Origin of the sequence: Streptomyces sp. NL15-2K, from assembly GCF_030551255.1 — a bacterium.
Classification (GTDB): domain Bacteria; phylum Actinomycetota; class Actinomycetes; order Streptomycetales; family Streptomycetaceae; genus Streptomyces.
On record NZ_CP130630.1, the window covers coordinates 4,270,021 to 4,293,951 of the forward strand.

The following is a 23,931-nucleotide window of genomic DNA, read 5'->3' on the forward strand; positions in this document are numbered from 1 at the left end:
GGATACACCCCGATGCCCGTGCAGGACACATCCGGCACTCCCGTCAACGAAATCCTGCCCGTTCGCAGCGACGACTTGCAGCACCTTCGCTTTCTCAACCGGGCGGCTGCGACCACCGACCGGTGCCTGGACGACACGGTGGCCGCGATCCGCGCGGGCGAGCTGGGCCGCGGTATGTGGCATCCCACGGGCTTTGCCACCTTCGAGGTCGCGCAAGTGGCCGAACTCGGGCTCGTCCGGGTGCACTTCTGGCCGGTTGGCCTGCGTCGGCAGTTGTCCGGCCACCCGCCCATCCATCAGCACTGTTTCCGTTTGTTCTCCCGCGTCCTGGCAGGCGAGTACCGGGAATCGCAGTACCGTCCGCTCAGCCGCACCGGCGCGGCAGAGCGACAGGGCACTCACGCCGATGGACGGCTGCTGCGTACATACGAGGTTCGCGACACCGGCGTCATGGGCAAGGACGAGGTCCACGACACCGGGGAGGACTTGTACGTGATCCCCACAGTGCGCTCTCTTCGCTTCCCCGCCGGCTCCTGGCACGAGGTCGCGGTGAACACGTTTCACGCGACGCCCATCCCTCGGAGCCGGTTCTGCGCGACGCTGGCGGTTCTCAGCCTGCCGGTGGCCGGTGCCCGCGACGTACTGCTGGGGCAGCCAGGCTTCGGACCGGCCTCCCACACCAGGCGCGTGGTGAGTGACGAGGAATGGCGGCGGATGCGCGGCCAGTTCCTGGACCTGTGGGAGACCTGACCCGCCACCTCCCGATCAGCGGTACAGCACCGCCCGCTCGACGGCACTCCACGTCGTACTGGTCACCACGTACAGCGCGGCGGCCAGTGGTACGACGGCCACCGTGAAGAGCGTGAAGAAGGACATGAACGGCATGACCTTGCTGACCGCCCCCATCCCGGGCGTCCGCTCACCGTCGGCCGCGGGGAGCGGACTGTTGGTGGGACTGTTGGTGGCCATCATCCGCTTCGTGCGGCGGTAATTGAACGCGGCGACCACGGCGACGACCGCGAACAGCCCGACGTACACGAGCCCGGCCGCCCCGAACATCCCGCCCTCGCCCAGCGCGTCCGCCCAGCGGTCGCCGAGAGGCGCGGCGAACAGCTGGTGCGTGAGCAGTTCGTTCGCCTCTCCGCCGATCGTCGTGTTCGAGAACAGGTGGTACAGGAGGAAGAACGCGGGCAGCTGGAACGCGCTGGGCAGGCAGCCGGACACCGGCGACACCTTCTCCTCGGCGTGCAGTTCCATGACGGCCTTCTGCAGTTTCTCGGGGTTCTTCTTGTGCTTCTTCCGCAGCTCGGCGATCTTCGGCTGCAGCGCGGTCCGGGCCTTCTGCCCGCGTGCGGCCGCCCGGGACAGGGGGTGCACGAGCAGCCGTACGAACGCGGTGAACAGGACGATCGCGGCGGCTGCCGCGGTGGCGCCGAAGAGCGGCTGGAGCAGGTCGGCCAGGTGCTGGACCAGGTCGGCGAAAACGGACATGGGTGAGCCCTCCGGGGGTCTCGTCGTGCCGGAAGTGGTGAAGGCGGCATGACGACCCGCGCGGGCAGGCTCTGGTCGGTCGTGGTCGGTGAGGTGCCCTACGCGACGGTCGTCGGGAGGGCGTGTCCGGGTGCTCGGGGCCGGGTGCGTCCCTTGGCGTCGGGGTCGCGTTGGGGCAGGAACGCCGTACGGCGGTCGCGGTCGCGGATGGCCGTACGCACCCGGGTGGGCGGCACGGCGGGCGCGGCGCGCGAGGCGAGCAGCGAGCAGGCGGCGAACGCGGAGCTCGCCGCGGCGGTCGCGGCGAGCGCGACGGTGGCGGAGAGGCTGCCGGAGTCGAGCAGCACGACGTCGAGGAAGAGGAGCAGCAGTACGGCGGCGGGGCGCGGCCAGGCCCAGCGACGGATCACGTGCACACCCCTCCCCTCGTACGTCTGTTTGTCCTGCCCTCGGTTATACCTGATCGGTCTCGATGAGCGGCAGTGCGAGGGCCTATGAGCGGTAGTGCGAGGGCCCATGAGCGGCAGTGCGAGGGCCCATGAGCGGCAGTGCGAGGGCCCATGAGCGGCAGTGCGAGGGCCTATGAGGGGCAGTGCGAGGGCCTACGTCCCGAGCCCTCGTCCCAGACCCGGCCGAGATCATCCGGACGCCCGATGCCGCCCCCCGGAGGCGGCAGCCACCATGCTGGTGGAGACCTGACGAAGGAGCGCATCATGTCGTTACCGGAACACCCCGAGTACCCCGAGTACCCAGAGCCCCGCTACCACGGCAACCAGGGCGAGGTGAACGCGTCCTTCCGCCCGGCCGACACGCCACCGGACATCTCCTCGCCCGGCGGCGCCACCCGCTACCTCGCCACCCACCAGTCGACCGGCGGCGAATTCGGCCTGTACCAGGTGGAGTTGGGGGCGCGGTCCGCCGGGGCCAAGACCCATTTCCACAAGGCCATGTCGGAGTCCTTCTACATCCTCTCCGGCGAACTGGAGCTCTACAACGGCGAGAAGTGGGTCACGGGACGCGCGGGCGACTTCCTGTACGTACCGGTCGGCGGCCTGCATGCCTTCAAGAACGTGACCGACGAGCCCATGTCCATGCTCATGCTCTTCTCCCCGGGTGCCCCACGCGAGGAGTACTTCGAGCGAGTCGCCGAGGTGACACAGCGCGGCGGCGAGGAACTCAAGCAGTTCCGCATCCGGCACGACAGCTACTTCGTGGAGGACTTCGAGCCTGGGGCGGAGTAGGGCCGGGGCCGTTGCGGGCCTGGTTCAGCGGGGCCGCACGGAGGCGTGCAAGTCACCAGGCCCGTACGCCGGTTCCCTGTTTCCGACGACGGCGACGCGTCCGAAATCCCGGACTTCCTCCACAGGTTTTAGAAAGGGCTGTCAGAACCCTCGACAACCTCACACACCACACCCGATGCTGCACCCGACGCTTCGTCCTGGCATGAGCGGGACAAGGCCACGGCGCCGGTTCAGGGACCGGCGCCGATCGACTCGGAGCCGGAGTAGCCATGATCAGACGCAGAACCCTGCTGGCCGCGGCAGGCGGAACGGTCCTCGGCAGCGCCCTGGCGACGGGCACCGCCCACGCGGACGCCACGATCGCCGTCAATCCCGGGACGTCGTACGGCACTTGGGAGGGCTGGGGCACGTCCCTGGCCTGGTGGGCCAACGTGTTCGGCGCCCGGGACGACTTCGCGGACATCTTCTTCACCACCAAGTCGGTCTCGTACAACGGCACGACACTCCCCGGCCTCGGCCTCAACATCGCCCGCTACAACCTGGGCGCGTGCAGCTGGAACACCGTCGGCGGCGAGTCGATGGTCGAATCGCCCAACATCCCCGCCTTCAAGCAGATCGAGGGCTTCTGGCAGGACTGGAACAACGAGGACTCCGCCTCCTCGGCCTGGGACTGGACGGCGGACGCCAACCAGCGGGCGATGCTGGTGAAGGCGACGCAGCGGGGCGCGGTGAGCGAGCTGTTCGCCAACTCCCCCATGTGGTGGATGTGCGGCAACCACAACCCGTCGGGCGCGGCGAACGGCGGCAACAACCTCCAGACCTGGAACTACCGCCAGCACGCCTCCCACCTGGCGGCGACCGCCCTGCGCGCGAAGAACAACTGGGGCGTGAACTTCGCGACGGTCGACCCCTTCAACGAGCCGGCCTCCACCTGGTGGACCGCCACCGGAACCCAGGAGGGCTGCCACATGGACCCCGCGGTCCAGGCGGCCGTACTCCCCTACATGCGCAGCGAGTTGGACAAGCGCGGCCTGACGGGTCTGCGCATCGCCGCGTCCGACGAGACGAACTACGACACGGCCCGCTCGACCTGGAGCTCCTTCGGATCGTCGACGAAGGCCCTGGTCAGCCAGGTCAACGTGCACGGCTACCAGGGCTCGGGCGGCCGCAGGGACCTGCTCTACACGGACGTGGTGACGACCTCCGGCAAGAAGCTGTGGAACTCGGAGACCGGCGACAGCGACGGCACGGGCCTCACCATGGCCTCGAACCTCTGCATGGACTTCCGCTGGCTGCACCCGACCGCCTGGGTCTACTGGCAGGTCATGGACCCGTCGTCGGGCTGGGCGATGATCGCGTACGACGCCAACACCCTGCAGCCGACGACGATCCAGACGAAGTACTACGTCATGGCCCAGTTCAGCCGCCACATCCGCCCGGGCATGCGCATCCTCGACACCGGCGTGAGCTACGCGGCGGCGGGCTACGACGCGGCGGCGAGGCGCCTGGTGATCGTGGCCGTGAACACCTCCACCTCCGCCCAGACCCTCACCTTCGACCTCTCCCGCTTCACGACGGTGGCGGGCGGCTCGGGCGGCCTGGTCCCACGCTGGAACACGGTCACGACGGGCGGCGACAAGTACCGGTCGTACTCGGACACGCGCCTGAGCGGGAAGTCGGTGAGCGTGCCGTTCGCGGCGAAGGCGGTGCAGACGTTGCAGATCGACGGGGTGGTGATCTGACCTGACGAACGGCGACAGGGCCTACGGCACACCGGGCGCACCGCCGGGCGGCCCCTACGGCACGCCCGGCGGCCTTCCCGGCGCCACACGGGACGGCGGGGGCGATGAACCGCGTGATCACCCGCGTGACGGATCACGCCCACGGCGTCCCCCTCGCCGCCGGCGCCAACGTCTCCGCGTCCAACATCGGCAACGCCCTCGGCGCCTGGCTCGGCGGCCTCGCCATCAGCGCGGGCCTCGGCTACACGGCTCCGCTGTATGTCGGGGCGGGCATCGTCCTGCTGGGCTTGGCGGTGATGACGTACGCGGCGGTGCGGGGGCACGCTCCTTGAGGGCCTGCCCCCTCTTCGGACTCCGCACGATCTCTCAACCGCAAGGCCTCGAAGTGACCGTTTCTTTGTCGGCGGTCGGCAGTACGGTGATCCCATGCGCCCCGACACGCCTGCCGAGAACGTCGACCACCCCGCCGAAGCGGCACGCCTGGAGCGGACCGCCGGCCTGTACCCCGAGGACGCGGAAGCTCTGCTGCTGCAGGCCGCGGCCCACCTGGAACTGGCCGGCGACCGCCCCGCCGCGACCAAGCTCTACGACCGCCTGCTGTCATCGTCCGACGGCCTGGAGAACGTGTATCTGGTACGCGCCTTGAAGGCGTCGAACCTCTGGGAGTACGGCCACGAGGCGGAAGCCCGGGCGATCATCGAGGGCGTCAGGATGGCGTCCCCCAGGGACCCGGCCCCCTGGGTGATCGTGGCGGAGGCCCTCGAGTCTCACGACGAGCTGGAGGCGGCGCAGGAGACGTTCACGGAGGGGGCGCGGCTGCTGTTGTCCGACGTCGCGGAGCCTCCGTACTCGACACATCCGCTCCTCTTCGGCCGCCACAGAGTACGGCGCATGCTGGGCGCCCCCCACGACGACTGGGATCTCCTGGCCGACACCCTCCACTCCTCCCCCGTCTCCCTGGACGAGCTCCACGACCCGAAGCGCGTCTGGTCCCTCGGCTCGAACAACCCCGCGGAACTGGAGGCGGAGATCTCCCGACTGCGGGCCGAGCTGGGGACGTACCGGGAGGCACTGTCCCGCCCCTTCCCGGTGGCGGTCCTGCACTGGCCGACGGACGAGCTGACGGAACTGCTGGCCTCGTATCCGACCCTCGCCGCCGAGTACCCCTCACATGAGGAGCATCTGGCGACGATAGAGGGGGCACTGCGGGAGCTGGCGGCGTCGGGAACGCCGAACCTGGGGATCGTGACGGGGACGGTGCCGTCGTACGAGGCGTTTGCGGCTTCGGAGGGGGCTTCGCCCGGGGACGTGAACTTGTTGCCGCAGTATGCGACGACGTTGGCGGCGAGGGGGCGGGCTGTCGGTTGGCCGCCGCAAAGGGGGGCGGCTTGCTGGTGTGGGTCCGGGCGGGCGTATGAGGGGTGCCACGGAACGGCTGTCTGACCGAACGACCGCGATGCGGCCCGGCCCAGCCCATGCAGCCCAGCCTTGGCTCTGGGCCCGTTTGTCGTGCGACGGGCCCGGGCACTCGGCACTGGACAGGAAGGCCGGCCGGAGCGAACGCGCGGTTACCGGGCCACGCCTATGCGCCGGCCTTCGTGGGAGTACGGCCATGGCAAAGATCCTCACAGTGCTCTATCCGGATCCCGTTGACGGCTACCCGCCCAGATACGCCCGAGATGAGATCCCCGTAATCAGCGGCTACCCCGGAGGACAGACGGCGCCCACCCCCCAGAGCATCGGCTTCAAGCCGGGTGAGCTGGTCGGCTGCGTCTCCGGCGAACTCGGTCTGCGTACGTTCCTGGAGGAACGGGGCCACACACTGGTCGTCACCTCCGACAAGGAGGGGCCCGATTGCGTGCTGGACCGCGAACTCCCCGACGCCGACGTGGTGATCTCGCAACCGTTCTGGCCCGCCTATCTCACCCCTGACCGGATCCGGCGCGCCCCGCGCCTGAAGCTGTCGGTCACAGCCGGGATCGGTTCGGACCACGTGGACCTTCCGAGCGCCATCGAGCACGACATCACCGTCGCGGAGGTCACCTACAGCAACAGCATCAGCGTGGCGGAGCACGCGGTCATGCAGATCCTCGCCCTCGTCCACAACTATCTGCCCGCCCATGAGTGGGTCACCGCCCGACGAGGCTGGCACGTGGCCGACAGCGTCTCGCGGAACTACGACCTGGAAGGCATGGACGTCGGCGTCTTCGGCGCCGGACGGATCGGCCTGGCAGTGCTCCGCCGGCTGAAGCCGTTCGATGTGAAGCTGCACTACAACGACGTGCACAGGCTGCCACCGGATCTCGAACGGGAGCTGGGGCTGACCTGGCACCCGGATGCCCGCTCCCTGGCGGCCGCCGTCGACGTGCTCTCCATCCACGCGCCGCTTCACGCCAAGACGGTCAACCTCTTCGACGACGAGATGCTCGCGACCATGAAACGCGGGTCGTACATCGTCAACACGGCCCGCGCACTGATCGTCGACCGGGACGCCGTGGTACGCGCTCTGGAACGAGGCCATCTGGCGGGCTACGCCGGTGACGTCTGGTACCCCGAGCCGCCGGAGGAGGACCACCCCTGGCGCAGCATGCCGCACGAGGGCATGACACCGCACGTGTCCGGTTCGACACTCTCCGCGCAGACCAGGTACGCGGCAGGCGTCCGAGAAATCCTGGAGTGCTGGTTCGACGACCGCCCGATCCGTCAGGAGTACCTCATCGTGGAGGGCGGGAGGCTGGCGGGGACCGGGGCTCGCTCGTACACGGTCTGAGGCACACGGTAGGAGTGGGCGGGGCCGTCACCGCCGCGGCCCTCGTCATCTGGCGCCGCATGTGATCGCCCGGACAGCCCTGGCAGGCCGGTTCAGGGTCACCTGTGCTGTGCCGGGACGGGGATAGCTGCGCCAGTACTCAGCCCTAGGATCTACTCCTGTGGACCGACTGCTCGCGGGTGGGAATGCGGTCCGCACCTTGCCCTGATTACGAGGAGGTCCGCACGTCTCTCAATCGCTACGGCGTAGACGGACGCGCGGCACTTCTCTCCGCCGCCAGACGAGTACATCAGCCAGGAGGCGGACAACTACCCGGAGAGTCCTACCTCTTTCGCAAGGTCGTCGAACGCGGGCATGACGGCGAGTACCGCGTTGGCGGCTGCTCGGCGTGCCTCGTCGATGAAGTCGTCGTCTGGGAGCGCGTGGCCAGCCTTCTTCATTCCGTCGAGCTTCCGCTGGAGGAGAAGCAGAGAAACGCCCACTCCGACGGCGTACTGCTCACGGGCACGCTTGTCGCTCGTCAACTCCTTGTTCCGAGCCGCAAGGTACTTCTTGAAGGGCGGGTATTCCTGGTTGAGCAGCACGGTCGGGATGAGCTGGCCACCGAGGGCTCGCAGTTCTGCATAGTCGGACTGTTGCTCAGCGAGAATGGATGCTGGCACGTCCTCGACGGCTCCGACGGTGACGCGATCCCAGTTCTCTTCCGAGTCGTGGCTTGTCCACCGAAGTGCAACATTGCCACCCGGCCCTGGTCCTCCCTGCCCCTGAGCACCCTTGGTCGGCTTCCCTGCACCCGTCCCCGTGCCGGGGATCTCTTCCACGAGCTCCAGCTTGGTGACGTATTCGAGCTTGTGGCCCAACCCGCCCGCAGCACGGATCCAATCCTCAAGCACCACGCGCAGTTCGTACGTGCCGAGTTCGGCGGTCTCAGGTATCGCTACCATGACGCGTACCCGGCCGTTGCGTCCCTTTCCTGTGGTGATCTCCCTGTCTTCGACGATATCGGGGTGCTCGCAGATAGCTCGTAGCCGTCCTCGCCGGTCGTAGAAGGAATCCTGGACATCAATGGTGTAGGTGATCGAGCGTGTTGTTCCAACAACGGCCCGGACGGTTGCTGGCCCCTTGATGCCAGTTGGGTCCGGGTTCAGCACCACAGGCTTGAGACTCCCACCGCCCCCGCCAGCACGGCCGGATGCCTCGCCGCCTCCCTGACCGCCGATGCCGGTGCCGGTGCCGAACGAGAATCCCTTGACGGTGAGCGCACGGCTGATCTTGCGAGCGATCTCGGCGGTTGGCTGGTTGGCCTTGTCCTGGTAGGAGGCGCGAATGAGCGCGTTATTGGCATCTCGGAGGACGGCCGAGTCCCGAATCAGGGCTCGGACGGCCTCCTCCAGGCGGAGTGCGACGTCGCCGCGTACCAGTTCGCTCCGGTCGGCGGTGAAGAGACTGGTGCGCAGGTGGATGGGCAGTTCATCCGTCTCCACAACGACGAGCAGGCGGTCGTAGAGCCTGTTCAGGCCTGTCTGATCCCGTACGTCCCGAGGGCTCCGGTGGTGGTGCACCTGGCCGTTGGATGTAAAGAGAACTGCGTGCTCGCTGGCAACGAACTTATCGCGCCCGCCGGGATCCTTGGGAGCTCCGGCGAACAGCCAGTAGCGGACCGGGAGCTGATAGGTCTGTCCCTGGTGGTGGAATGGCAGGACTTCCTCGCCTCGCTCAAATTCGTATTGCGATCGTTCCAGACGGTACGACAACCCTTCCAGTGTGGTGGCCCGACCCCGGGTCGTGTTGTTAACGAATCGAGTCGGAAATACGGGGTGGAAGAGCCGAGTGTTTGTTACGACATCGAAGGACTTCGCATCGCCCTCACGCCGGCGTTGGACGCCGTCCACCCGGTAAGAGATGAGGGCCAGGTGGGTGCCAGGCTCGAAGTCGTCGTAGTCCTCGTGGGGGCACGACCAGGGTTCCGCCGTGTCCCCCGCGGTATTCCACGCGCGATCCACGAGGTAGTAGGCCGTCTGTCCCTTGGTGTTGTCCTGCCACTGGACTACGGCGACCGTGATGCGATCCTCCTCGTCGTCCTGGAGTAGGGCTGGATCACGTCGGCTGACCACCACCACAGCCTTCGCATTGCGATAGGTCATCGCCCCTCCGAGGCCAAAGGCGCCTTGGAGGTAGAGAGCATCCTCCTTGTTGCTGCCTCCCAGAGCGAAGATCGTGTTCGGCACGCTGGCAGGCGTCATACCGCAGCCTTTGTCCCGGAAGATTGCAGTCAGGCGCTTGGTGTTGCTGGCGGGCGGGTCGGATTCCTCAAAGGTCGTGACGGCCAACGTGGACTGCTCGCCCGAGTCGAGGTATCCGAGAAGCCCGCTGGCCGCCTCGAAAGGAGTCTGAAATGGTACGTCCCTCCTGGAGCCATACTGCTGCAAAGCAAACCGCTCGATGACGCTGTCCTGCATGTTGGTCACGAGCTCGATGAGCTTCAAGTCGTAACTGCCCGACGACCCCATCAGCCCGAAGTTGTTCCACTTGTCCCCTACGGGACGGCGGTGTTCATCGGTGAAGGATTGCGCTACCAGGCTCTGAACCGCCTCAGCGTCGGCGACGGTGGCTGCGTTCAGGGCGGCGTGAACGATCTGACGGTTAAGTGCCGACACAAGAATCTCCTGATCTGCCGGAAACCAAGCTCAGGGCAACAACTCGGGACCGGTGGTCAGTTCGACTCGGAGCGACCGCCGAGGTGTTCGACGATCACATCCGCGGCACCCTCCCAAGCGCTTCGACCGGCAACGGCCTTGAACGTCCCGGGATCCACCAAAGTGCCAACAAGAGGGCTGTTGCGCCCTCGCGAAAAGTCGAAGCTGTGAAGCTCCTTCATGCAGGCCGATAGGTCGAGCCGCTTATCCTCGAACACGACCCGGTGAACGGCAGCGGAGATCGCGTAGAGGACATTGGCACTCAGTAGCCACGTGTCGTTGCGGAGCAAGGCGATCCCCTTCTCCCGCCCCAGCGACTCCTTGAGCGCGGGCAACTCCCCCAACCCCTGCCAGAACTCAACGATCTTGGCGACGACACCCTTCTCGTCTGAGGCGATCTTGAGCTCCACGGCATCTTCCCAGCCGCGGGTATCACGAAGCCCGGTGCCGACCAAGAGCGTCCCGCTGGCGTAGCGGAGCGTCTTGTACGACATCGTCTTGGCACTCAGCTTGCCCGGAGTGTCGGTGAGGAACTCGACGCGGCGCCCCTCAGTAAAGAGAGGAACGTCGTCCCGCTTGATGATCTTCTCGATCAGGATGCGGTTCAGGGCACGCCGGCGGTCCATGGACTGGCCGATGCTGGCGCTCAGAGGCTTGGCGTTCTTCTGAAGATCGGTGAAGTCCTGGGCGCGACGCACGTGATCGTCGTCGAGCACCACAATGATCGGCTGCCCGCTCGCGACCAGACGTTGGTACACGTCGTCATCGAGCTCGCGATGCGCCTCGACCACGTCGGTGTAGGCACCAGTACGGTGACCACCATCTCCGACCTTGAACTTGGCTCCTGGTCGGACATACAGCACCCCGGTCTTAACGGGCTGGCCGTCAGGGGCGCCCTCGTCGGGAACGAACCGAGCGTCCGCCTGCCCGATGTACACCAGGATGGAGTTCAGGACATAGTCCTCGGTCTCCTCGATGTACTTGGCGATGCGTTGCCGATGAGCCTTGTCTTCCTTGCGGTTGGTCCCGCCACCGGACAGCGGGTCCCAGACCTCCCGCGGCCCTACGACACCCGTGTACTCGACTGGCGTCATGGCAGTCGCCACCATCTGCCGTCCACCCATCCGGTACCCGATCGCCGGATAGGGGACGAACCCAAACATCCGCTGCTGCTTCGCCTCGGCCATGGTGATCTCCCTGAGCCTGCCCACGTCCCACGTAGAGACTATGCCTACGTGTGATTATAGGACCAGGAGTGAGACGCTTTTCAAGTAATCATCCCTACTACGTGAGAAGCGATTCTTTGTAACGGGGCAAGCGCAGGCAGTAGTCGCCAGGGGCCATCAAGCCCTCGCTCCCACTCACAGTGAGCCGCCGACCGTTCCGGCAGGCCCACCTGCATCGCACCCATGCGCCCACCGGAGGCCAGTCGCTTTACCAGCAGATACGCATCGGAGTGCTGATCCGGCCCCAGCCTAGCCAACAACCGAGCTCACGCTCCGCCAGCCGACCCGGACCCCGTTTCCCCCGCCCCACCCGCTCGCCTCTTCCCCGTGCTGGAGCGGCCCGAGTCAAGGGTGCCGGAGGCCGATCGCCGCACGTCGACGCGAGGCGCCCTTGAGCAGGCCGTGGAAGCACGACACTGCCAAAAAGCGGGCGGCCTCTCGGCAACCATGACGACGGACGGTTGCTTGGCCTCTGCAGAGTCGAGCTGCTTGTTGGCGTGGGTGCCTAGCGAACTCTCCGACCTGCGGCTAGGCAAACCAGCCATCACGTAACGTGGTTCTTGCTCCTAGCCGTCAACGTCAACCTGGCAAGGACGTCATGTCGCGAAAGAAGGCAGCCGAAGCCCTTGAGATCTGGGTCCCGCCAGAAGGCTCTTGGGCTTCTTCCGCGGCGAAACGGCGCAACATGCAGGCGGTGCGGAGCCGGGACACCAAACCGGAACTTCTCGTCAGGCGGCTCGTGCACGCTAGTGGGCTGCGGTATCGAGTCGCAGCGAGGCCGCTACCAGACCTTCGCCGGACAGCCGACATGGTGTTCCGCTCCGCCAAGGTCGCCGTATTTATAGACGGCTGCTACTGGCACGGCTGTCCGGAACACTATGTCTCTCCGAAGACCAACTCGGGCTACTGGTCGGACAAGGTAGCGCGCAACGTCGCACGTGATCGAGATACCGACAGGCAGCTAGAGAAGGCGGGGTGGCTCGTACTTCGCTACTGGGAGCACGCCTCCGCACAGTCCTCAGCCGCCGAGATCATCCAGCTGGTCAGGGCGAGGCGAAACTCCCAGTATGGCACCACTGCCCTTGGCTGACGTCTAGAGCACCCATTGCCCAAACACCAGCCAAGCTGTTCTCGCCTCCCGAAGGCTTGCGTTGGCGCCCAACTACCAAGAAGACCTGCGCAGATCGGGCAAAACCGCAGGCAGGAGCGATTGTCAGTCCGGCCGTCTACCCTCTCCTCCAGCATCACCTAGACGGGGAGGATGACCTTGCTGAGCAGTGAGAACCTGACCTCACTCGAGATCTGTGCAGGTGGCGGCGGACAGGCCATAGGGGTGGAACGAGCCGGCTTCCGACACCTCGCACTAGTGGAGCGCAAGGCTGAAGCGTGCGCAACGCTTCGTCTGAACCGTCCCTCTTGGAATGTTATAGAAAAAGATCTCCGCGAATTTGAGCCAGAGCGGGACGCCGGAATAAGCACCGTCGACCTCCTTGCCGGGGGCGTCCCCTGCACTCCCTACTCGATAGCCGGCGCACAGAAGGGCGCGGGCGACGAACGCGATCTACTACCCGAAGCCCTCAGACTCATCAAGATACTCCGCCCGCGCGCCGTAATGCTGGAAAATGTTAAGACTTTGGCACGGAGCCGCGAATTTTCTCCCGTCCGGAATCAAATAACGGACACGCTGGGGAACCTGGGCTACGAAGTGCAGTTCAACGTCTTGGATGCCCAAAATTTCGGTGTTCCTCAGACGAGGCAACGAACCCTTATCGTGGCTGTTCGAGAGGGGCTCAAAAAGTTTCAATGGCCGATGGGCTCCTGGGAACTCCCACAGACAGTAGGCGAGGTGCTGTACGAATCTATGCAGTCTGGGGGCTGGCCAGGAGCGGCAGAGTGGGCACGCCTCGCTAATGACATCGCTCCGACAATTGTCGGAGGCTCGGAAAAGCATGGCGGAGGAGACCTAGGTCCGGAACGTGCCAAGCAGAGGTGGGCCGAGCTGGCCGTCAACGGAAACTCCACGGCAGCGCAGGTTCCCGGGCCTGACTTCGTTCTGCAGCACAACGTCGGCAGGGGTGGCAGGAAGGGCTACCCGAAGCTCACTCCTGAGCAGGTCGCACTGCTTCAAGGCTTCCCGGAGGACTGGCAGTTCGCTGGAAGCAGGACCGCACAGTACAAGCAGATCGGGAACGCCTTCCCGCCTCCCGTTGCGCACGCTGTCGCATCCTCGATAGCCGACGTTCTGCGCGAATCCTCGGCAGACAAGGCGGCCTGACGTGCCCAGCGTGTCACTCACCGCAAGCGGTACGCTGCTATCCTCCGGCCAGGCCGGGGGGCGGCACGCCGAGTCTGTAGTCTGTCCGCCATGACCGCCCGCACCACTGCCACGATCAACGTCGTCGACCTCTTCGCTGGCTGCGGCGGGTTCACCCAAGGCTTCCACTCGTACAAGCCTGCTCCCGGCGAAGCATCGCCGTACCGCTCGGTTGCTGCGGTCGAGTTCGAAAAGTCCGCAGCTGCGACATATGCGGCGAACTTTAGCGATGGCACAAGCGGAACTTGCGACGTCTTCGCTGGCGATATCAAGGAGTGGGACCCCTCTCCCTACAAAGGGAAAGTCGATGTAATTCTCGGAGGCCCACCGTGCCAGGGTTTTTCAGGACTGGGAGAAGAGAATCCACTAGACCCGAGAAATAAGCTGTGGCGCGAGTACGTGCGCGCAGTCGCGTCACTGGAACCGAAGATCTTCGTCATTGAAAACGTAGATCGATTTTTCAACTCGCCTGAGTACAAGGCACTTCTCGTGTCGAACAAGAGAGGTCTACTGCGGCAATACAACCTCACCGAACGGACCGTTCTAAATGCTGCAGATTTTGGAGTACCTCAGGCCAGAAAGCGCGCTATTGTAATCGCCACACACAAGGATCTGCCAGCACTGGGCCATCCTGTCCCGACACATGAAAGGGATCCAGCGGACGACCCGGCACTGTTTGACGCTCCTGGACGTCTACCGTGGGTGACCGTCGAGGGAATTTTCAGAAAGACCCCCGAAGACCCTCCGACTAATTCACTCCCGGCGCGAGAGGCACAGATCCTCGGACATGTCGTTCCCGGCATCTACCGAACTAACGAACTCCACATCGGCAGAAATCCAACCGCTCTTTCTCTGGCCAGATACAAGGCAATTCCACCGGGCGGCAACAGGAAAGACCTTCGCGGCAAGACTGCGGTGATCGACGGAGAAGTTGTCAGCCTCTCAACGGAAAGTTGGGATCGCCACAATAGCGGCACAGGCGATGTAATGGGCCGGCTCCGACTGAAGACGCCATCCGTAACGATCCGCACTGAGTTTTTCAAGCCCGAAAAGGGTCGTTATCTTCACCCTTTTCTCGACCGGCCCATCACGCACTACGAAGCGGCTCTGATTCAGGGTTTCCCCGAGGAATTTAAGTGGTGCGGAACCAAACTGCAGATTGCCCGACAGATCGGAAACGCCGTTCCCGTCGGTCTAGCCGAGAGCTTGGCCAGGCACATTCACGAGCATCTCGCAGCAAACAACGCTCTTTGATCTAAGATCACTGTGCCGCCGCAGCTATTCAGCACGCGGCGGCACAGTCGTAGCGTTGACCTACTGAGCGTTTGCCCGGCTGCCGAACAGACCTCCGCCCTGTGTCAGGATTCGCTGCTCGACATTCACAAGCCCGAGTAGAGCCGACGACAAGGCAACGGGCTCCAGGAACAGTTGGACGTCCTCTTCGCTGATCACCGTCGGCTTTTTCTCGTTGTTGGCTACAACGGTGCCATTAAGTCTTTGCGCATGAACAACGTGGGCAACTGCTTCCTCGCCGTACACTCGGTGAACCAGCTCTTGGACCTGCTTTGGGTCTGCTTTGGGCCACACGCTGTCGACCCAATAGTTGCACTCCTGGATAAAGACAGGATGAGCCTCGTTGAGGAAGACGACTCCCTGAGACACGACACCCTCCGAAAGCGTCATCGTGTCATTCTGGTCGTACCTTGCCAGGAACTTGGCCTCATCCGGTTCAAACCTCTTCCACTCGAACGCCGGGAAGCCTCCCTTGGCCCTCGCGGACCTACCGGATGCAGTGCCGCCAACGGCAGGAGCTAGCACTTGCTGAGGACCCGCGCTGCCGCCAGCTCCACCAGCTGCTCCCCTGCCCCCACTGTTGCTCGTCGTTCGCTGGCCGCCCGGGATCCCCGTCGTTGCTCCGCTAGGAAATCCCATGACCAGCCCCGCTGCCGAGGAGAGGACTCTCGACGCTTTGAACCGAGGATTCAAGCGATCCAGAATCCGTGACAGATTCTTGGCCATCGAAGCATCGCTCTGCCCGCGATTGCCGGACCGGGCCTCGTCCCGTACACGGGCAAGCTCCTCAGGGAAACGTTCAAAGAACGCGTCCCCCCACTGGTCCCACGGAAGATCGACGCCTCCCTTGGCCATGAGCATGTTCCGGGACGCTTGAGTGAGGACGCCCCACTCCATCGGCCGGCTGTCGCTGTAGACAGGAGGACGCAGGATCAGCCAGGTGCGTCCCCTGATCTCGTCAGTGATGCCGAACTGCCGATACCGACTCTTAGCCGAGTCCGCATGGTAAAGCTCGCCCTGGTAGTCAACAGCGACGACTGGGCGCTGGTGGACGTAGTCCCGGGATCCCTTTACTGGGTCTTCTGGATCCGGAACGTAGAACCACTCAGCCTCCGTCCCGTGTTCGTCGACTTGGACGATCCCGGTGAGTTCGGTGCGAGGAATGAAGTGTCGGAGCCCGTAAATCCGACGCGGCCGCCAGACCATCTCCTGACCGCTCGGCAGGACCACGGTCTTGTCCTTGCTCGCGCGCCTCTCTGCGCTCTTACGTTCGTACAGGTCGAAGACCGTAGTCTCGATGGGCGCGCCGTTTCGCTCGGGTACCTTGAGCAGGCGGCCGTTGAGGTACTTGATCAACCCGTCGACGCTCTCGTGGCGGGAAGGCTCGGGGTCTCCCTGCCAAGTGCTCGACTCCGCGGACTGGCCGAGCAGCACCATGATGGTGCCGGTTTCCATCCAGTCAGGTCGAATCGCACCCCAGTCACAACCGTGCTCAAGGTCATTGAAAGGTTGAGGAGTAGACAGGTACGAGACGAAATCGCCATCCTCGTCTTGCGCTGCCCACTCCTTCAGGGCGTAGTTCCCTTGTTCATCCCGATAGATCCACAGCATGGCCCCGTCGGGGTTGTTCAGCGTGTAGCTGATGACTACGACCCCGTAAGGGTTCCACGGCAGGACGGCAGACTTGAATCCTTGCCCGAAATTCTGATCCATCCCGATGGGCTTGCCGCCACCACCGAACGTGGTGAGGAAGATCTTGAGATCCTCGGGCTCCATGCCCTCGCCGTTATCCATGATCGTCCGTCGTAGGACGCCGCGGCTCTCCGCGGCCTGTTCCTCGATCCCGAACTGGATGATCGAAGCATGGCTCTCTTCAGAGTTCTTCCACGCTTCCCTGGCCCACTGGTAGGGGCCACCCGCCTCGTACGCCTGCCGGATGAGCTGATGCGTTGCTTCCGTCGGCACATGCACGTACCTGGGCATGCTGAACTCTCCCTTCCCTAGAGCTGTAGCCCTAGAGCCTCAGCAAGAGCGGATGCCCTTGCCGGAAAGCACAATAGCCTCAGGCTTCCTCCTCTGCACACAGTTTCGAGATGCCGGAACCTGACCTGAACTAGCCGCTGGAGGCGCTCCGTTGTCTATCAAGGAGTCCGTTCCGTCTGAGCATCGAAGTGTCGCTGGGCACGGTCGATGATCTCGTCGGAATCGCAACCGTGCGCGCGAAGCCAGTGAAGAAGATCTGTCACGACGTCAATCACAGCCTCCTCAGCGATCGTTGAGCTCAACCGGCCCTCTTGGGAGTCGCCAGGCAGCTGCGTTCCTGCGTACAGGCCCAGCAACGCTTCAGCACGCGAAACGCTCAGGCCTCCAAGGTGCCCGTGCGGCGCGGTGAGCCCCGTTGCCAGCTCACACCAGGTCACCTTCCGGTCAGGACGAAGTTGAACGCCCCAACGGTCGGCCACAGCGTCGACGAGGGCCATACCGCGTCCGCCCTCCGAGTCGGAATCCGCGGCCATCAGCGTGGGGAGGGCGCGTGTGTCGGGGTCGTGGACTTCAATGCGCAGGTACGTGCCGTTCATGGAGACCGCGAGTGTGGCCGGCGTGCCGTTGCCGACGTGCGCGATGACGTTGGACACGAGCTCGCTGACGCAGAGCTGGGCTTCGTCCGTCACTTCGTGCAGTCCCCAGAGCCCCAGATGAAGTCGCATGACGCGCCGCAGGGCGGCTACTTCCTCGGGTTCGGCCGAGAAGGCCAGGTCCCACGGCTTTCGTGACATACACGCTTCCTGGATCACAAGGACCTCTCTCGTCGCATGTCGCCTCTGCACTGACCTCACATGATCAGCAGAGCGTTACGCGCACTCACAGTGAGTCGCGTTGCTCGCTAGAATGGCCTCCACTCATCCCGTTCTGCAATGTGCACGGCGGGATTCCCACTTCCGAGTGATTGGCAAGCACGCCCCTTGGCGTGAGACTGAACACCCGCTACTCCACGGATGGTTGAGAGGTTCGAGATGGCCGGTTCACCGACGGCACGCCGCCGCCGTCTCTCGATCGAGCTGAAGAAGCTCCGGGAGAAGAGCGCACTCACCTGCGCTCAGGTCGGCGAGGCGCTGGACTGGAGCGGCTCCAAGGTCAACCGGATGGAGACCGGCAGCGGCCGGGTCCAACCGTCGGACATCGATGCCCTGTGCCGGTTCTACGGCACCACCGACGAGCTGCGTGAGTTCCTCAAGTCATTGGCCCGGGAGGCCAAGACGCGTGGTTGGTGGCAGGTGCACGGATCCGGCGTCCCCGAGTGGTTCAACATCTACATCGGGCTGGAGCAGGAAGCCTCCACGTTCCGCCAGTACCAATGCGAGCTGATCCCAGGCCTCATGCAGACCGAGTCGTACACCTGCGAGCTCCACAAAACGGGAGCTCACATGTCGGCCGAGGACATCGACAAGGCCGTGCGTGTACGCATGGAGCGCCAGACCATGCTGACGCGAGCCGACGCCCCCGACGCCTGGTTCATCGTGAACGAGGGCGCTCTGCGCAACGTCATCGGGGATCGAGCACTCATGCGCGAGCAGCTTGAACGCGTCCTGGACATGAGCGAGTTGCCCAGCGTGAACTTGCAGGTGCTTCCCTTCGACTCAGGCACCTATCCAGCCACGGGTTCCTTCACAATGCTCGGCTTCCCCGACCCGGAAGACCAGGACTTGGTGTACCGGGACGGCATCACCGATGCCGTGTACTTGGAAGGCGAGCATCATGTTCGTGAGTACACGAGGGCATTCGACGGCTTGCGAGCCGCGGCCCTCAGTCCTCAGCGTTCGGCCCAACTGATCAACTCCGTCCTGAAGGAACACACAAGGTGAGCACTGCAAAGCCCAAGGACGACAGCCACCTGATCTGGTTCACGTCGACGTACAGCAATGGCGCGGGAGGCGAGTGCGTCGAGTGCGCGTTGACCGATGCGCGTGTGCTCGTACGCGACTCCAAGAGCGCGATGGGCCCCGTGGTCACGGTTCGACGTGATGCCTGGTGTAACTTCGCGCAGGCCTTGCAGCACGGCAAGTTGGCGTAGTCCCACATTCGTCTTCAGGAACAAGGCGCGCGCATCTGTTCCACAGACGTCCAGGTGCTGGTGACTTGCCGTTACTGATTGCTCGTTCGCTGAATGCTCGCCCTGGCTGTGCGACGGATCCGCTTGGTACGGCCTCGGCCCCGGCTCCCGCAGCCGCGCCTCGGCAAGGCGCACGTATAGCCCTTCGTCTCTCCCGCTTGCGCGCAATTCATGCCCGCCACACTGGATGCGCAATCTGCTGCAATCCTTGGATGCACCCGGTCGTGCCCAAGCATCCTAGATTTCCAACGAACGCAGACGGAGGGCCACATGACGCTCAGGTTCATCGGTACGACCAGCGACGACGGTGACTGCCCCACCCTGTACGACATCGAAGGAACGGACGAGGTCCTCGTCCAGGGCGAACGGGAGACCGACCCGGAGCATCTGGCCCAGCTGCGGGACGTCAAGGAGTCCGAGACGTTCGTCCGCGTGCCGCGCAGCCTGCTGACCCGTTACGCGCCCAGGAGCGACGCGCCCGAACTCCAGCCGTTCGCCTCGATCTCCCACCTCTTCAGCGATTTCAAGCACACCGCTTGGCGCCTGGAGACGCGCCGGGGCTACGCCTCCGACCGCAACAGCACCAAGTGGCAGCGGTTCCTCGCGGGCGAGGACATCGCCCAGGATCCGGACAACGCATGGCGTGAGAACGTCCGCGCGCAGACGGCGAAGGGCAAGCGGTTCGAACGCGTACGTTTCGTGGACGAACCGCCCACCCAGGGGCAGGAGTTCCTCCTCGCGAGCGCCCCGGGCAACGTGGCCGCGGGCGAGGACATTCGCAACCTGACCCGCGCCCAAGCGCAGGAACTGCGGCTGTCCGACTACGACTTCTGGCTCTTCGACTCCAAAATCCTCGTGCGCTTCGCGTTCGACGACGAAGACACCACCCTGGGCGTGTACGTCACCGAGGACCCGGCCGAAGTCCTCGCCGCCTGCCAGGCGCGGGACGCCGCCTGGCACCATGCTGTACGTACCGAAGAGTTCGCCAGGCGGGTACGTTCCACCGTGTGAGCACGGACTACCAGACCGCCAGAGAAGCCCTCGGCGCGCGGCTGCGCGAGCTGCGTACCGAGGCCGGTCTGGAAGGCAAGGACCTTGCCGCCAAGCTCGGCTGCCAACCGTCGAAGGTCTCCCGGCTCCAGAACGGCAAGCAAACTCCGACCGCAGCCGACCTCACCGCGTGGGCGCAGGCCTGCGGCAGACGCGACGTAGAGGAGGAGCTCCAAGGGCTGCGGGCCGGCTTGGAGATGAAGCAGCGGCACCGCTCCTGGCGGCGCCAGCTGGCCGGCGGACACCGTGGCCGCCAAGAGATTGCCGTCCGGCAGACCGAAGCCACGAAGGCGATCCGCGGGCTCGAAGTTTCTCGTGTTCCGGGGCTGTTCCAGACGCCGGAGTACGCGCGAGTCATCTTCGACGCCAACGCGGAGTTCCGGGGAATCCCCCCGACCACCGAGGCAGCGGTCGAGGCCCGCATGCGCCGCCAGGATGCGCTGTACGACCCTGAGAAGATCTTCCGGTTCCTCGTGTGCGAGGCCGCCCTGTACCACCGCTCATGCCCTGCGGACGTGATGGCCGAGCAACTGGACCGGCTGTACAACCTGGTGGGCCAGCGCCGGATTGAGCTGGGCATCCTCCCGTTCGGCGCACAGCTGCGCCGTACGGCCCCGCACGCCTTCTGGATCTACGACCGAAGGCTGGTCATCGTCGAGACGATCAGCGAAGAGCTGTGGCTCACCGGCGAGGAGGACATCCAACTGTACGAGCGGGCGTGGGACTGGTTCGCCGAGTCCGCTGAGTACGGGGCGCCTGCACGCCGCCTGATCGGCCGGGCGAGGGCTTCCTTGGACCTGCCATAGGCAATCGACCGCAAACGCTGTGCCCGTACGCGCAATCGCACGCAATCGCCGCGCAGGCGCGCAATTGCTCGGCCTAACGTCCTGGTCATGGTCACGAAGCCCATCACCGGAACCACCTGGCAGGCAGGCCAGGACTGGCTCCTCTCCTGCACTCGGACCCCCACTGACGTGCGTCGGGCGTGGGCCGCCGAGGACTACGCTCGAATCCCGAGTGGCGAGCACTGGCGCGTAGCCGAGGGCCCGTTGCTCCGGTCTGTCAGAGCCATGAAACACGTGAGCAGACGGCAACTCGGCCCCGTCCTGGTCGACGTTGCGACGGCGCAGGCCTGGTGGCTTCTACCCCCATGTCTCGGTGACGAACTGGACGACCTACAACAGCTGACAGTGCACCCGCCCGGTTGGGTGCTCGCCTGCCCGCCGGTTCTGTACGCAATCGACGAGCGCGCATGGCTGGAACGCCCGGACGGATCCGGTCGCCTCACCGACCCGAAAGCGCTCAGAGCAGCATTCGTCCAGGACGGACGACCTCTCGCGGAGGCACTCGGATGACGACCCCCACGATCTCCTCCTGCACATCGGTCGACGAGCCCGACGCACCGCAACTCGGCGAGCTCCTCGTGCGGTCAGCGGCCGACCTCCGCGACCGCACCGCGGTGCAGGCCCTCGTCGAAGAGCGGAAGCTCCTGGCCCGCGACAACGTCCGTGCAGCGCTCGTGACGAAGCAAGGCGGCGTCATGAAGTGTCGGTGGGAGGGCATGGCCGGACGCCTCTACTCGCTCGGGCTCGACGATGGCGAGCGCGCGTTTCTCGGGCTTGTGCTGTCGATCGTGGGCGTACGGCAGAGCTATCTCTCCGCCGCGGAGCACCTCGACGAGCGCCGCTTGAAGATCGTGCTCCAGGCGATGATGCGTCTGGCCGGCAACGACCGGATCGCCATCGGCGCGCGATTGTGAGCCTTCGCGGTCGGCATCCTGCCCGATCCCGCAGAAGAGACGGCCATCGTGACGCTCCAGTTGGCCGGTCGCTGACACACAAAACTATCTCTGACGACCTGCCAGCTTGATCTCCGTTTCCCGCTGCGTACGGGCTGCGTCACGTTGCGCGGCGGTCTATCTACCGGCTCCCTCTCCCTGAGCACACGACGGCATTCGGCACTCCGGGAGAGGGCTACCCATAGGTCCTCCAACTGTGAGGTGAACCCGTGCTCTGCACAACCCCGCCAGAAAGGCCACCCGGCCCAACCCCGCCCAGGAGCAGCGTGAGCATGAAGGAGGCGGCACGATGACTACCGCCGTCGCCTCAGAAACGCGCACCGGACGCTCCCTCGTCACCGACACCGAGTTCGACACGCTCGCCGCGTTCTGCGCCGACGAATACGGCCTGGAACGCTGTGTCGCCGAGCGCGTCGTCGACCAGGCTCTCGCCCTGGTCTTCGTCATGGGCTCGACGGGCGAGGGAGCCGCCATGGCGCCGTCCGAGCTGGTCGACCCGGGCTGGCACACGCTCATCCTGCACACTAGCTGGTACGCCGACTGGTGTGAGCGGAACTTCGGCTACTTCCTGCACCACCAGCCGAACTCGAAGGTCCGCACGCGCGGCCTGATGGTCGACGTCGTGGACAAGATCAAGTCCGCCGGGTTCGAGGTCGACGAACGGCTGTGGGGCACAGCTGCGGAGTGCAACGCGCCCGCCTGCTGCGGCGACGGCCCCTGCTGCTGACCCGCACTCCCCCTCAGAGCGGGTCGGCCCTCCCCCGGCCGGCCCGCTCGCCCTCCCGCGCCAGAACGGACAACACCCCATGTCCCTCACCGAGCTGACCGCGACCAGCCGTGTGACCGTCTTCCCCCTCGAAAGCCTCACCGTCGCCTACACCACCCAGTCCAGCGACGAGCGCGGCCTGGGAGACATCGGCCTCGTCACCGTCGTAGACGACGAGAGCGACGGCGAAGAGCTGTGGCGCCTGGCACGGGACCTCGGCGGCCGTACTCATGGCGGTGACCAAGCCCGATGGATCCTGACTCAGGCGAGCCGCGCCCGGATGGTCAAGGCGTACACAGACCTGCCGGATGCGAAGTGGTCCGCATACATCCGCCGACGCATCGTCCTCGACGCGCTCTTCGCCAATCACGACGTCCTGATGACCGGCCGGATTGCGCTGTTGAACCCGTAGGAGGAACCTCTTGTGAGCCTTGAGCTGCGGCACTGCGCCGACGTAGCCCTTCGCCGACTCACCGGTGTTCGCCGCGATGATGCGCGATCCGCTGCACGGGGTATGACTTCCGCTGGTTCACGATCAGCAACCGAAGGGAACGCACAGTGACCAGTTCGGTCCCCTGGCAGCAGCGGCTGTCCAGCGGCACGGAAGACATCCAGGACGAGGTGATCGGCTGGGTACCGGCAGACGCGGCACTGGCAAGGAATATGTCCCCGAAATGATCTGGGGCACGCTCCAGACCGAGGCTTATGCCACCGTGAGCCTCCGCCGAGTCGTCACCCCGGCCAGCACGTCGTCGGCTGGAGATCCCTCGCCGCAGGTCCAGTTCTTCTGGAGGTAAAGCGTGACCACCGTTCCGACGTTTGAGGACCTGTTCCGTGGCTGCCATGAGTCGGCGGTCCACCTGGAAATGCGAGATTCCTACATGAAGTCGGACCCGGCCTACATCGACTGGGCCGCCGGCGTCGCCATCGACCCCAGCGAGAGGTGGGCCGACTGGCTGGCCCTGGTGTCCGAGGCGACGGGCCGGGGTGTGAAGGTCCGCCGTGCGCGGATCGTGTCCGAGCCGGTGAGCAAGTACATCCGGTTCGAGCACGAGGTGACGAACGGCTTGAACATCGCCGCAGGCGAAGAAGTGCGCTGGCTGCCGCGCCGTAAGGCCACGGGCATTGCCTTGCCCGGCAACGACTTCTGGCTGTTCGACTCATCTCTGTTGCTGGTGAACCACTTTGACGGCGAGGGCGAGTGGCTGGGCCCCTCCATCAGCACGGACCCTGCGGAGATCAAACTGTGTGCGAGTGCCTTTGAAGCGGTCTGGGAAGTGGGCGTCCCGCACGCGGACTACCAGCTCACCTGATCGGCAAGGGAAGAGTTCAGCGCCACACCACACCGTGACCGGTTTTGCAGGGCCCTGTTGAGATCGGCCCCCACCCCGCAGATGATGTTCACAAGCGTCGGTGACCCGATGCCCAATGAC

At 65.1% G+C, this 23,931-nt stretch carries 24 protein-coding genes; 18 read left to right on the plus strand and 6 right to left on the minus strand.

Annotation, left to right across the window (positions count from 1 at the left end):
• Positions 1-18 precede the first annotated feature (18 nt).
• Positions 19-750: a hypothetical protein gene (locus Q4V64_RS18965; RefSeq protein WP_124441953.1), complete on the plus strand. Its 732-nt coding sequence runs from the start codon at positions 19-21 to the stop codon at positions 748-750.
• Between the two features lie 15 nt (positions 751-765).
• Here the strand turns inward: Q4V64_RS18965 and Q4V64_RS18970 are convergent, their stop codons facing one another.
• Both Q4V64_RS18970 and Q4V64_RS18975 read right to left on the minus strand, forming a co-directional pair.
• Positions 766-1,491: a YidC/Oxa1 family membrane protein insertase gene (locus Q4V64_RS18970; protein WP_124441952.1), complete on the minus strand. Its 726-nt coding sequence runs from the start codon at positions 1,489-1,491 to the stop codon at positions 766-768.
• 98 nt (positions 1,492-1,589) lie between these two features.
• On the minus strand, positions 1,590-1,901 hold the full coding sequence (locus Q4V64_RS18975; protein WP_124442186.1) for a DUF6412 domain-containing protein: 312 nt from the start codon (positions 1,899-1,901) through the stop codon (positions 1,590-1,592).
• A 303-nt stretch (positions 1,902-2,204) separates the two neighbouring features.
• On the opposite strand from Q4V64_RS18975, the gene Q4V64_RS18980 reads away from it, so the two are divergent.
• From Q4V64_RS18980 to Q4V64_RS19000, 5 genes are all read left to right on the plus strand, one after another.
• A complete protein-coding gene (locus Q4V64_RS18980) occupies positions 2,205-2,732 on the plus strand; it encodes a cupin domain-containing protein (protein WP_124441951.1) in 528 nt (175 codons plus the stop codon).
• 269 nt (positions 2,733-3,001) lie between these two features.
• Positions 3,002-4,474, plus strand: coding sequence for a glycoside hydrolase (locus tag Q4V64_RS18985; RefSeq protein WP_124441950.1), 1,473 nt, complete (start codon positions 3,002-3,004; stop codon positions 4,472-4,474).
• A gap of 104 nt (positions 4,475-4,578) precedes the next feature.
• Positions 4,579-4,806: a hypothetical protein gene (locus Q4V64_RS18990; RefSeq protein WP_301184546.1), complete on the plus strand. Its 228-nt coding sequence runs from the start codon at positions 4,579-4,581 to the stop codon at positions 4,804-4,806.
• Between the two features lie 94 nt (positions 4,807-4,900).
• Positions 4,901-5,917: an SEC-C domain-containing protein gene (locus Q4V64_RS18995; protein WP_124441949.1), complete on the plus strand. Its 1,017-nt coding sequence runs from the start codon at positions 4,901-4,903 to the stop codon at positions 5,915-5,917.
• Positions 5,918-6,086: 169 nt separating this feature from the next.
• A complete protein-coding gene (locus tag Q4V64_RS19000) occupies positions 6,087-7,244 on the plus strand; it encodes an NAD-dependent formate dehydrogenase (protein WP_124441948.1) in 1,158 nt (385 codons plus the stop codon).
• A gap of 308 nt (positions 7,245-7,552) precedes the next feature.
• Here the strand turns inward: Q4V64_RS19000 and Q4V64_RS19005 are convergent, their stop codons facing one another.
• A complete protein-coding gene (locus Q4V64_RS19005; protein WP_124441947.1) occupies positions 7,553-9,901 on the minus strand; it encodes a hypothetical protein in 2,349 nt (782 codons plus the stop codon).
• A 56-nt stretch (positions 9,902-9,957) separates the two neighbouring features.
• Positions 9,958-11,127: a DNA sulfur modification protein DndB gene (locus Q4V64_RS19010; protein WP_124441946.1), complete on the minus strand. Its 1,170-nt coding sequence runs from the start codon at positions 11,125-11,127 to the stop codon at positions 9,958-9,960.
• A gap of 637 nt (positions 11,128-11,764) precedes the next feature.
• Between Q4V64_RS19010 and Q4V64_RS19015 the strand changes: the two genes are divergently transcribed.
• From Q4V64_RS19015 to Q4V64_RS19025, 3 genes are all read left to right on the plus strand, one after another.
• Positions 11,765-12,256: a very short patch repair endonuclease gene (locus tag Q4V64_RS19015; RefSeq protein WP_124441945.1), complete on the plus strand. Its 492-nt coding sequence runs from the start codon at positions 11,765-11,767 to the stop codon at positions 12,254-12,256.
• Positions 12,257-12,427: 171 nt separating this feature from the next.
• A complete protein-coding gene (locus Q4V64_RS19020) occupies positions 12,428-13,441 on the plus strand; it encodes a DNA cytosine methyltransferase (protein WP_124441944.1) in 1,014 nt (337 codons plus the stop codon).
• 90 nt (positions 13,442-13,531) lie between these two features.
• On the plus strand, positions 13,532-14,734 hold the full coding sequence (locus Q4V64_RS19025; protein ID WP_124441943.1) for a DNA cytosine methyltransferase: 1,203 nt from the start codon (positions 13,532-13,534) through the stop codon (positions 14,732-14,734).
• 60 nt (positions 14,735-14,794) lie between these two features.
• On the opposite strand, the gene Q4V64_RS19030 is transcribed toward Q4V64_RS19025, so the two are convergent.
• Positions 14,795-16,756: a hypothetical protein gene (locus tag Q4V64_RS19030; RefSeq protein ID WP_124441942.1), complete on the minus strand. Its 1,962-nt coding sequence runs from the start codon at positions 16,754-16,756 to the stop codon at positions 14,795-14,797.
• Positions 16,757-16,914: 158 nt separating this feature from the next.
• Positions 16,915-17,550 carry an ATP-binding protein gene (locus Q4V64_RS19035; protein ID WP_124441941.1) on the minus strand — a complete coding sequence of 212 codons (636 nt, stop codon included), beginning with the start codon at positions 17,548-17,550 and terminating at the stop codon, positions 16,915-16,917.
• Positions 17,551-17,787: 237 nt separating this feature from the next.
• Between Q4V64_RS19035 and Q4V64_RS19040 the strand changes: the two genes are divergently transcribed.
• From Q4V64_RS19040 to Q4V64_RS19080, 9 genes are all read left to right on the plus strand, one after another.
• Positions 17,788-18,636 (plus strand): helix-turn-helix transcriptional regulator, encoded by an 849-nt coding sequence (locus Q4V64_RS19040; RefSeq protein ID WP_172629363.1) that lies wholly within the window; start codon positions 17,788-17,790, stop codon positions 18,634-18,636.
• On the plus strand, positions 18,633-18,845 hold the full coding sequence (locus tag Q4V64_RS19045) for a DUF397 domain-containing protein (protein WP_124441939.1): 213 nt from the start codon (positions 18,633-18,635) through the stop codon (positions 18,843-18,845). Before Q4V64_RS19040 ends, Q4V64_RS19045 begins: the two co-directional genes overlap by 4 nt.
• A gap of 309 nt (positions 18,846-19,154) precedes the next feature.
• Positions 19,155-19,895: a DUF6879 family protein gene (locus Q4V64_RS19050; RefSeq protein ID WP_124441938.1), complete on the plus strand. Its 741-nt coding sequence runs from the start codon at positions 19,155-19,157 to the stop codon at positions 19,893-19,895.
• Complete coding sequence (locus Q4V64_RS19055; protein ID WP_124441937.1) at positions 19,892-20,740, plus strand: helix-turn-helix transcriptional regulator; 849 nt, start codon at positions 19,892-19,894, stop codon at positions 20,738-20,740. The genes Q4V64_RS19050 and Q4V64_RS19055 overlap by 4 nt, the downstream gene beginning before the upstream one ends.
• Positions 20,741-20,827: 87 nt before the next feature.
• A complete protein-coding gene (locus Q4V64_RS19060; protein ID WP_124441936.1) occupies positions 20,828-21,289 on the plus strand; it encodes a hypothetical protein in 462 nt (153 codons plus the stop codon).
• Complete coding sequence (locus tag Q4V64_RS19065; protein WP_124441935.1) at positions 21,286-21,693, plus strand: hypothetical protein; 408 nt, start codon at positions 21,286-21,288, stop codon at positions 21,691-21,693. Before Q4V64_RS19060 ends, Q4V64_RS19065 begins: the two co-directional genes overlap by 4 nt.
• Positions 21,694-22,021: 328 nt before the next feature.
• A complete protein-coding gene (locus Q4V64_RS19070) occupies positions 22,022-22,459 on the plus strand; it encodes a hypothetical protein (RefSeq protein ID WP_124441934.1) in 438 nt (145 codons plus the stop codon).
• A 79-nt stretch (positions 22,460-22,538) separates the two neighbouring features.
• Positions 22,539-22,910 carry a hypothetical protein gene (locus Q4V64_RS19075; protein WP_124441933.1) on the plus strand — a complete coding sequence of 124 codons (372 nt, stop codon included), beginning with the start codon at positions 22,539-22,541 and terminating at the stop codon, positions 22,908-22,910.
• Between the two features lie 388 nt (positions 22,911-23,298).
• Positions 23,299-23,811 carry a DUF6879 family protein gene (locus tag Q4V64_RS19080; protein WP_172629346.1) on the plus strand — a complete coding sequence of 171 codons (513 nt, stop codon included), beginning with the start codon at positions 23,299-23,301 and terminating at the stop codon, positions 23,809-23,811.
• Positions 23,812-23,931: the final 120 nt, after the last annotated feature.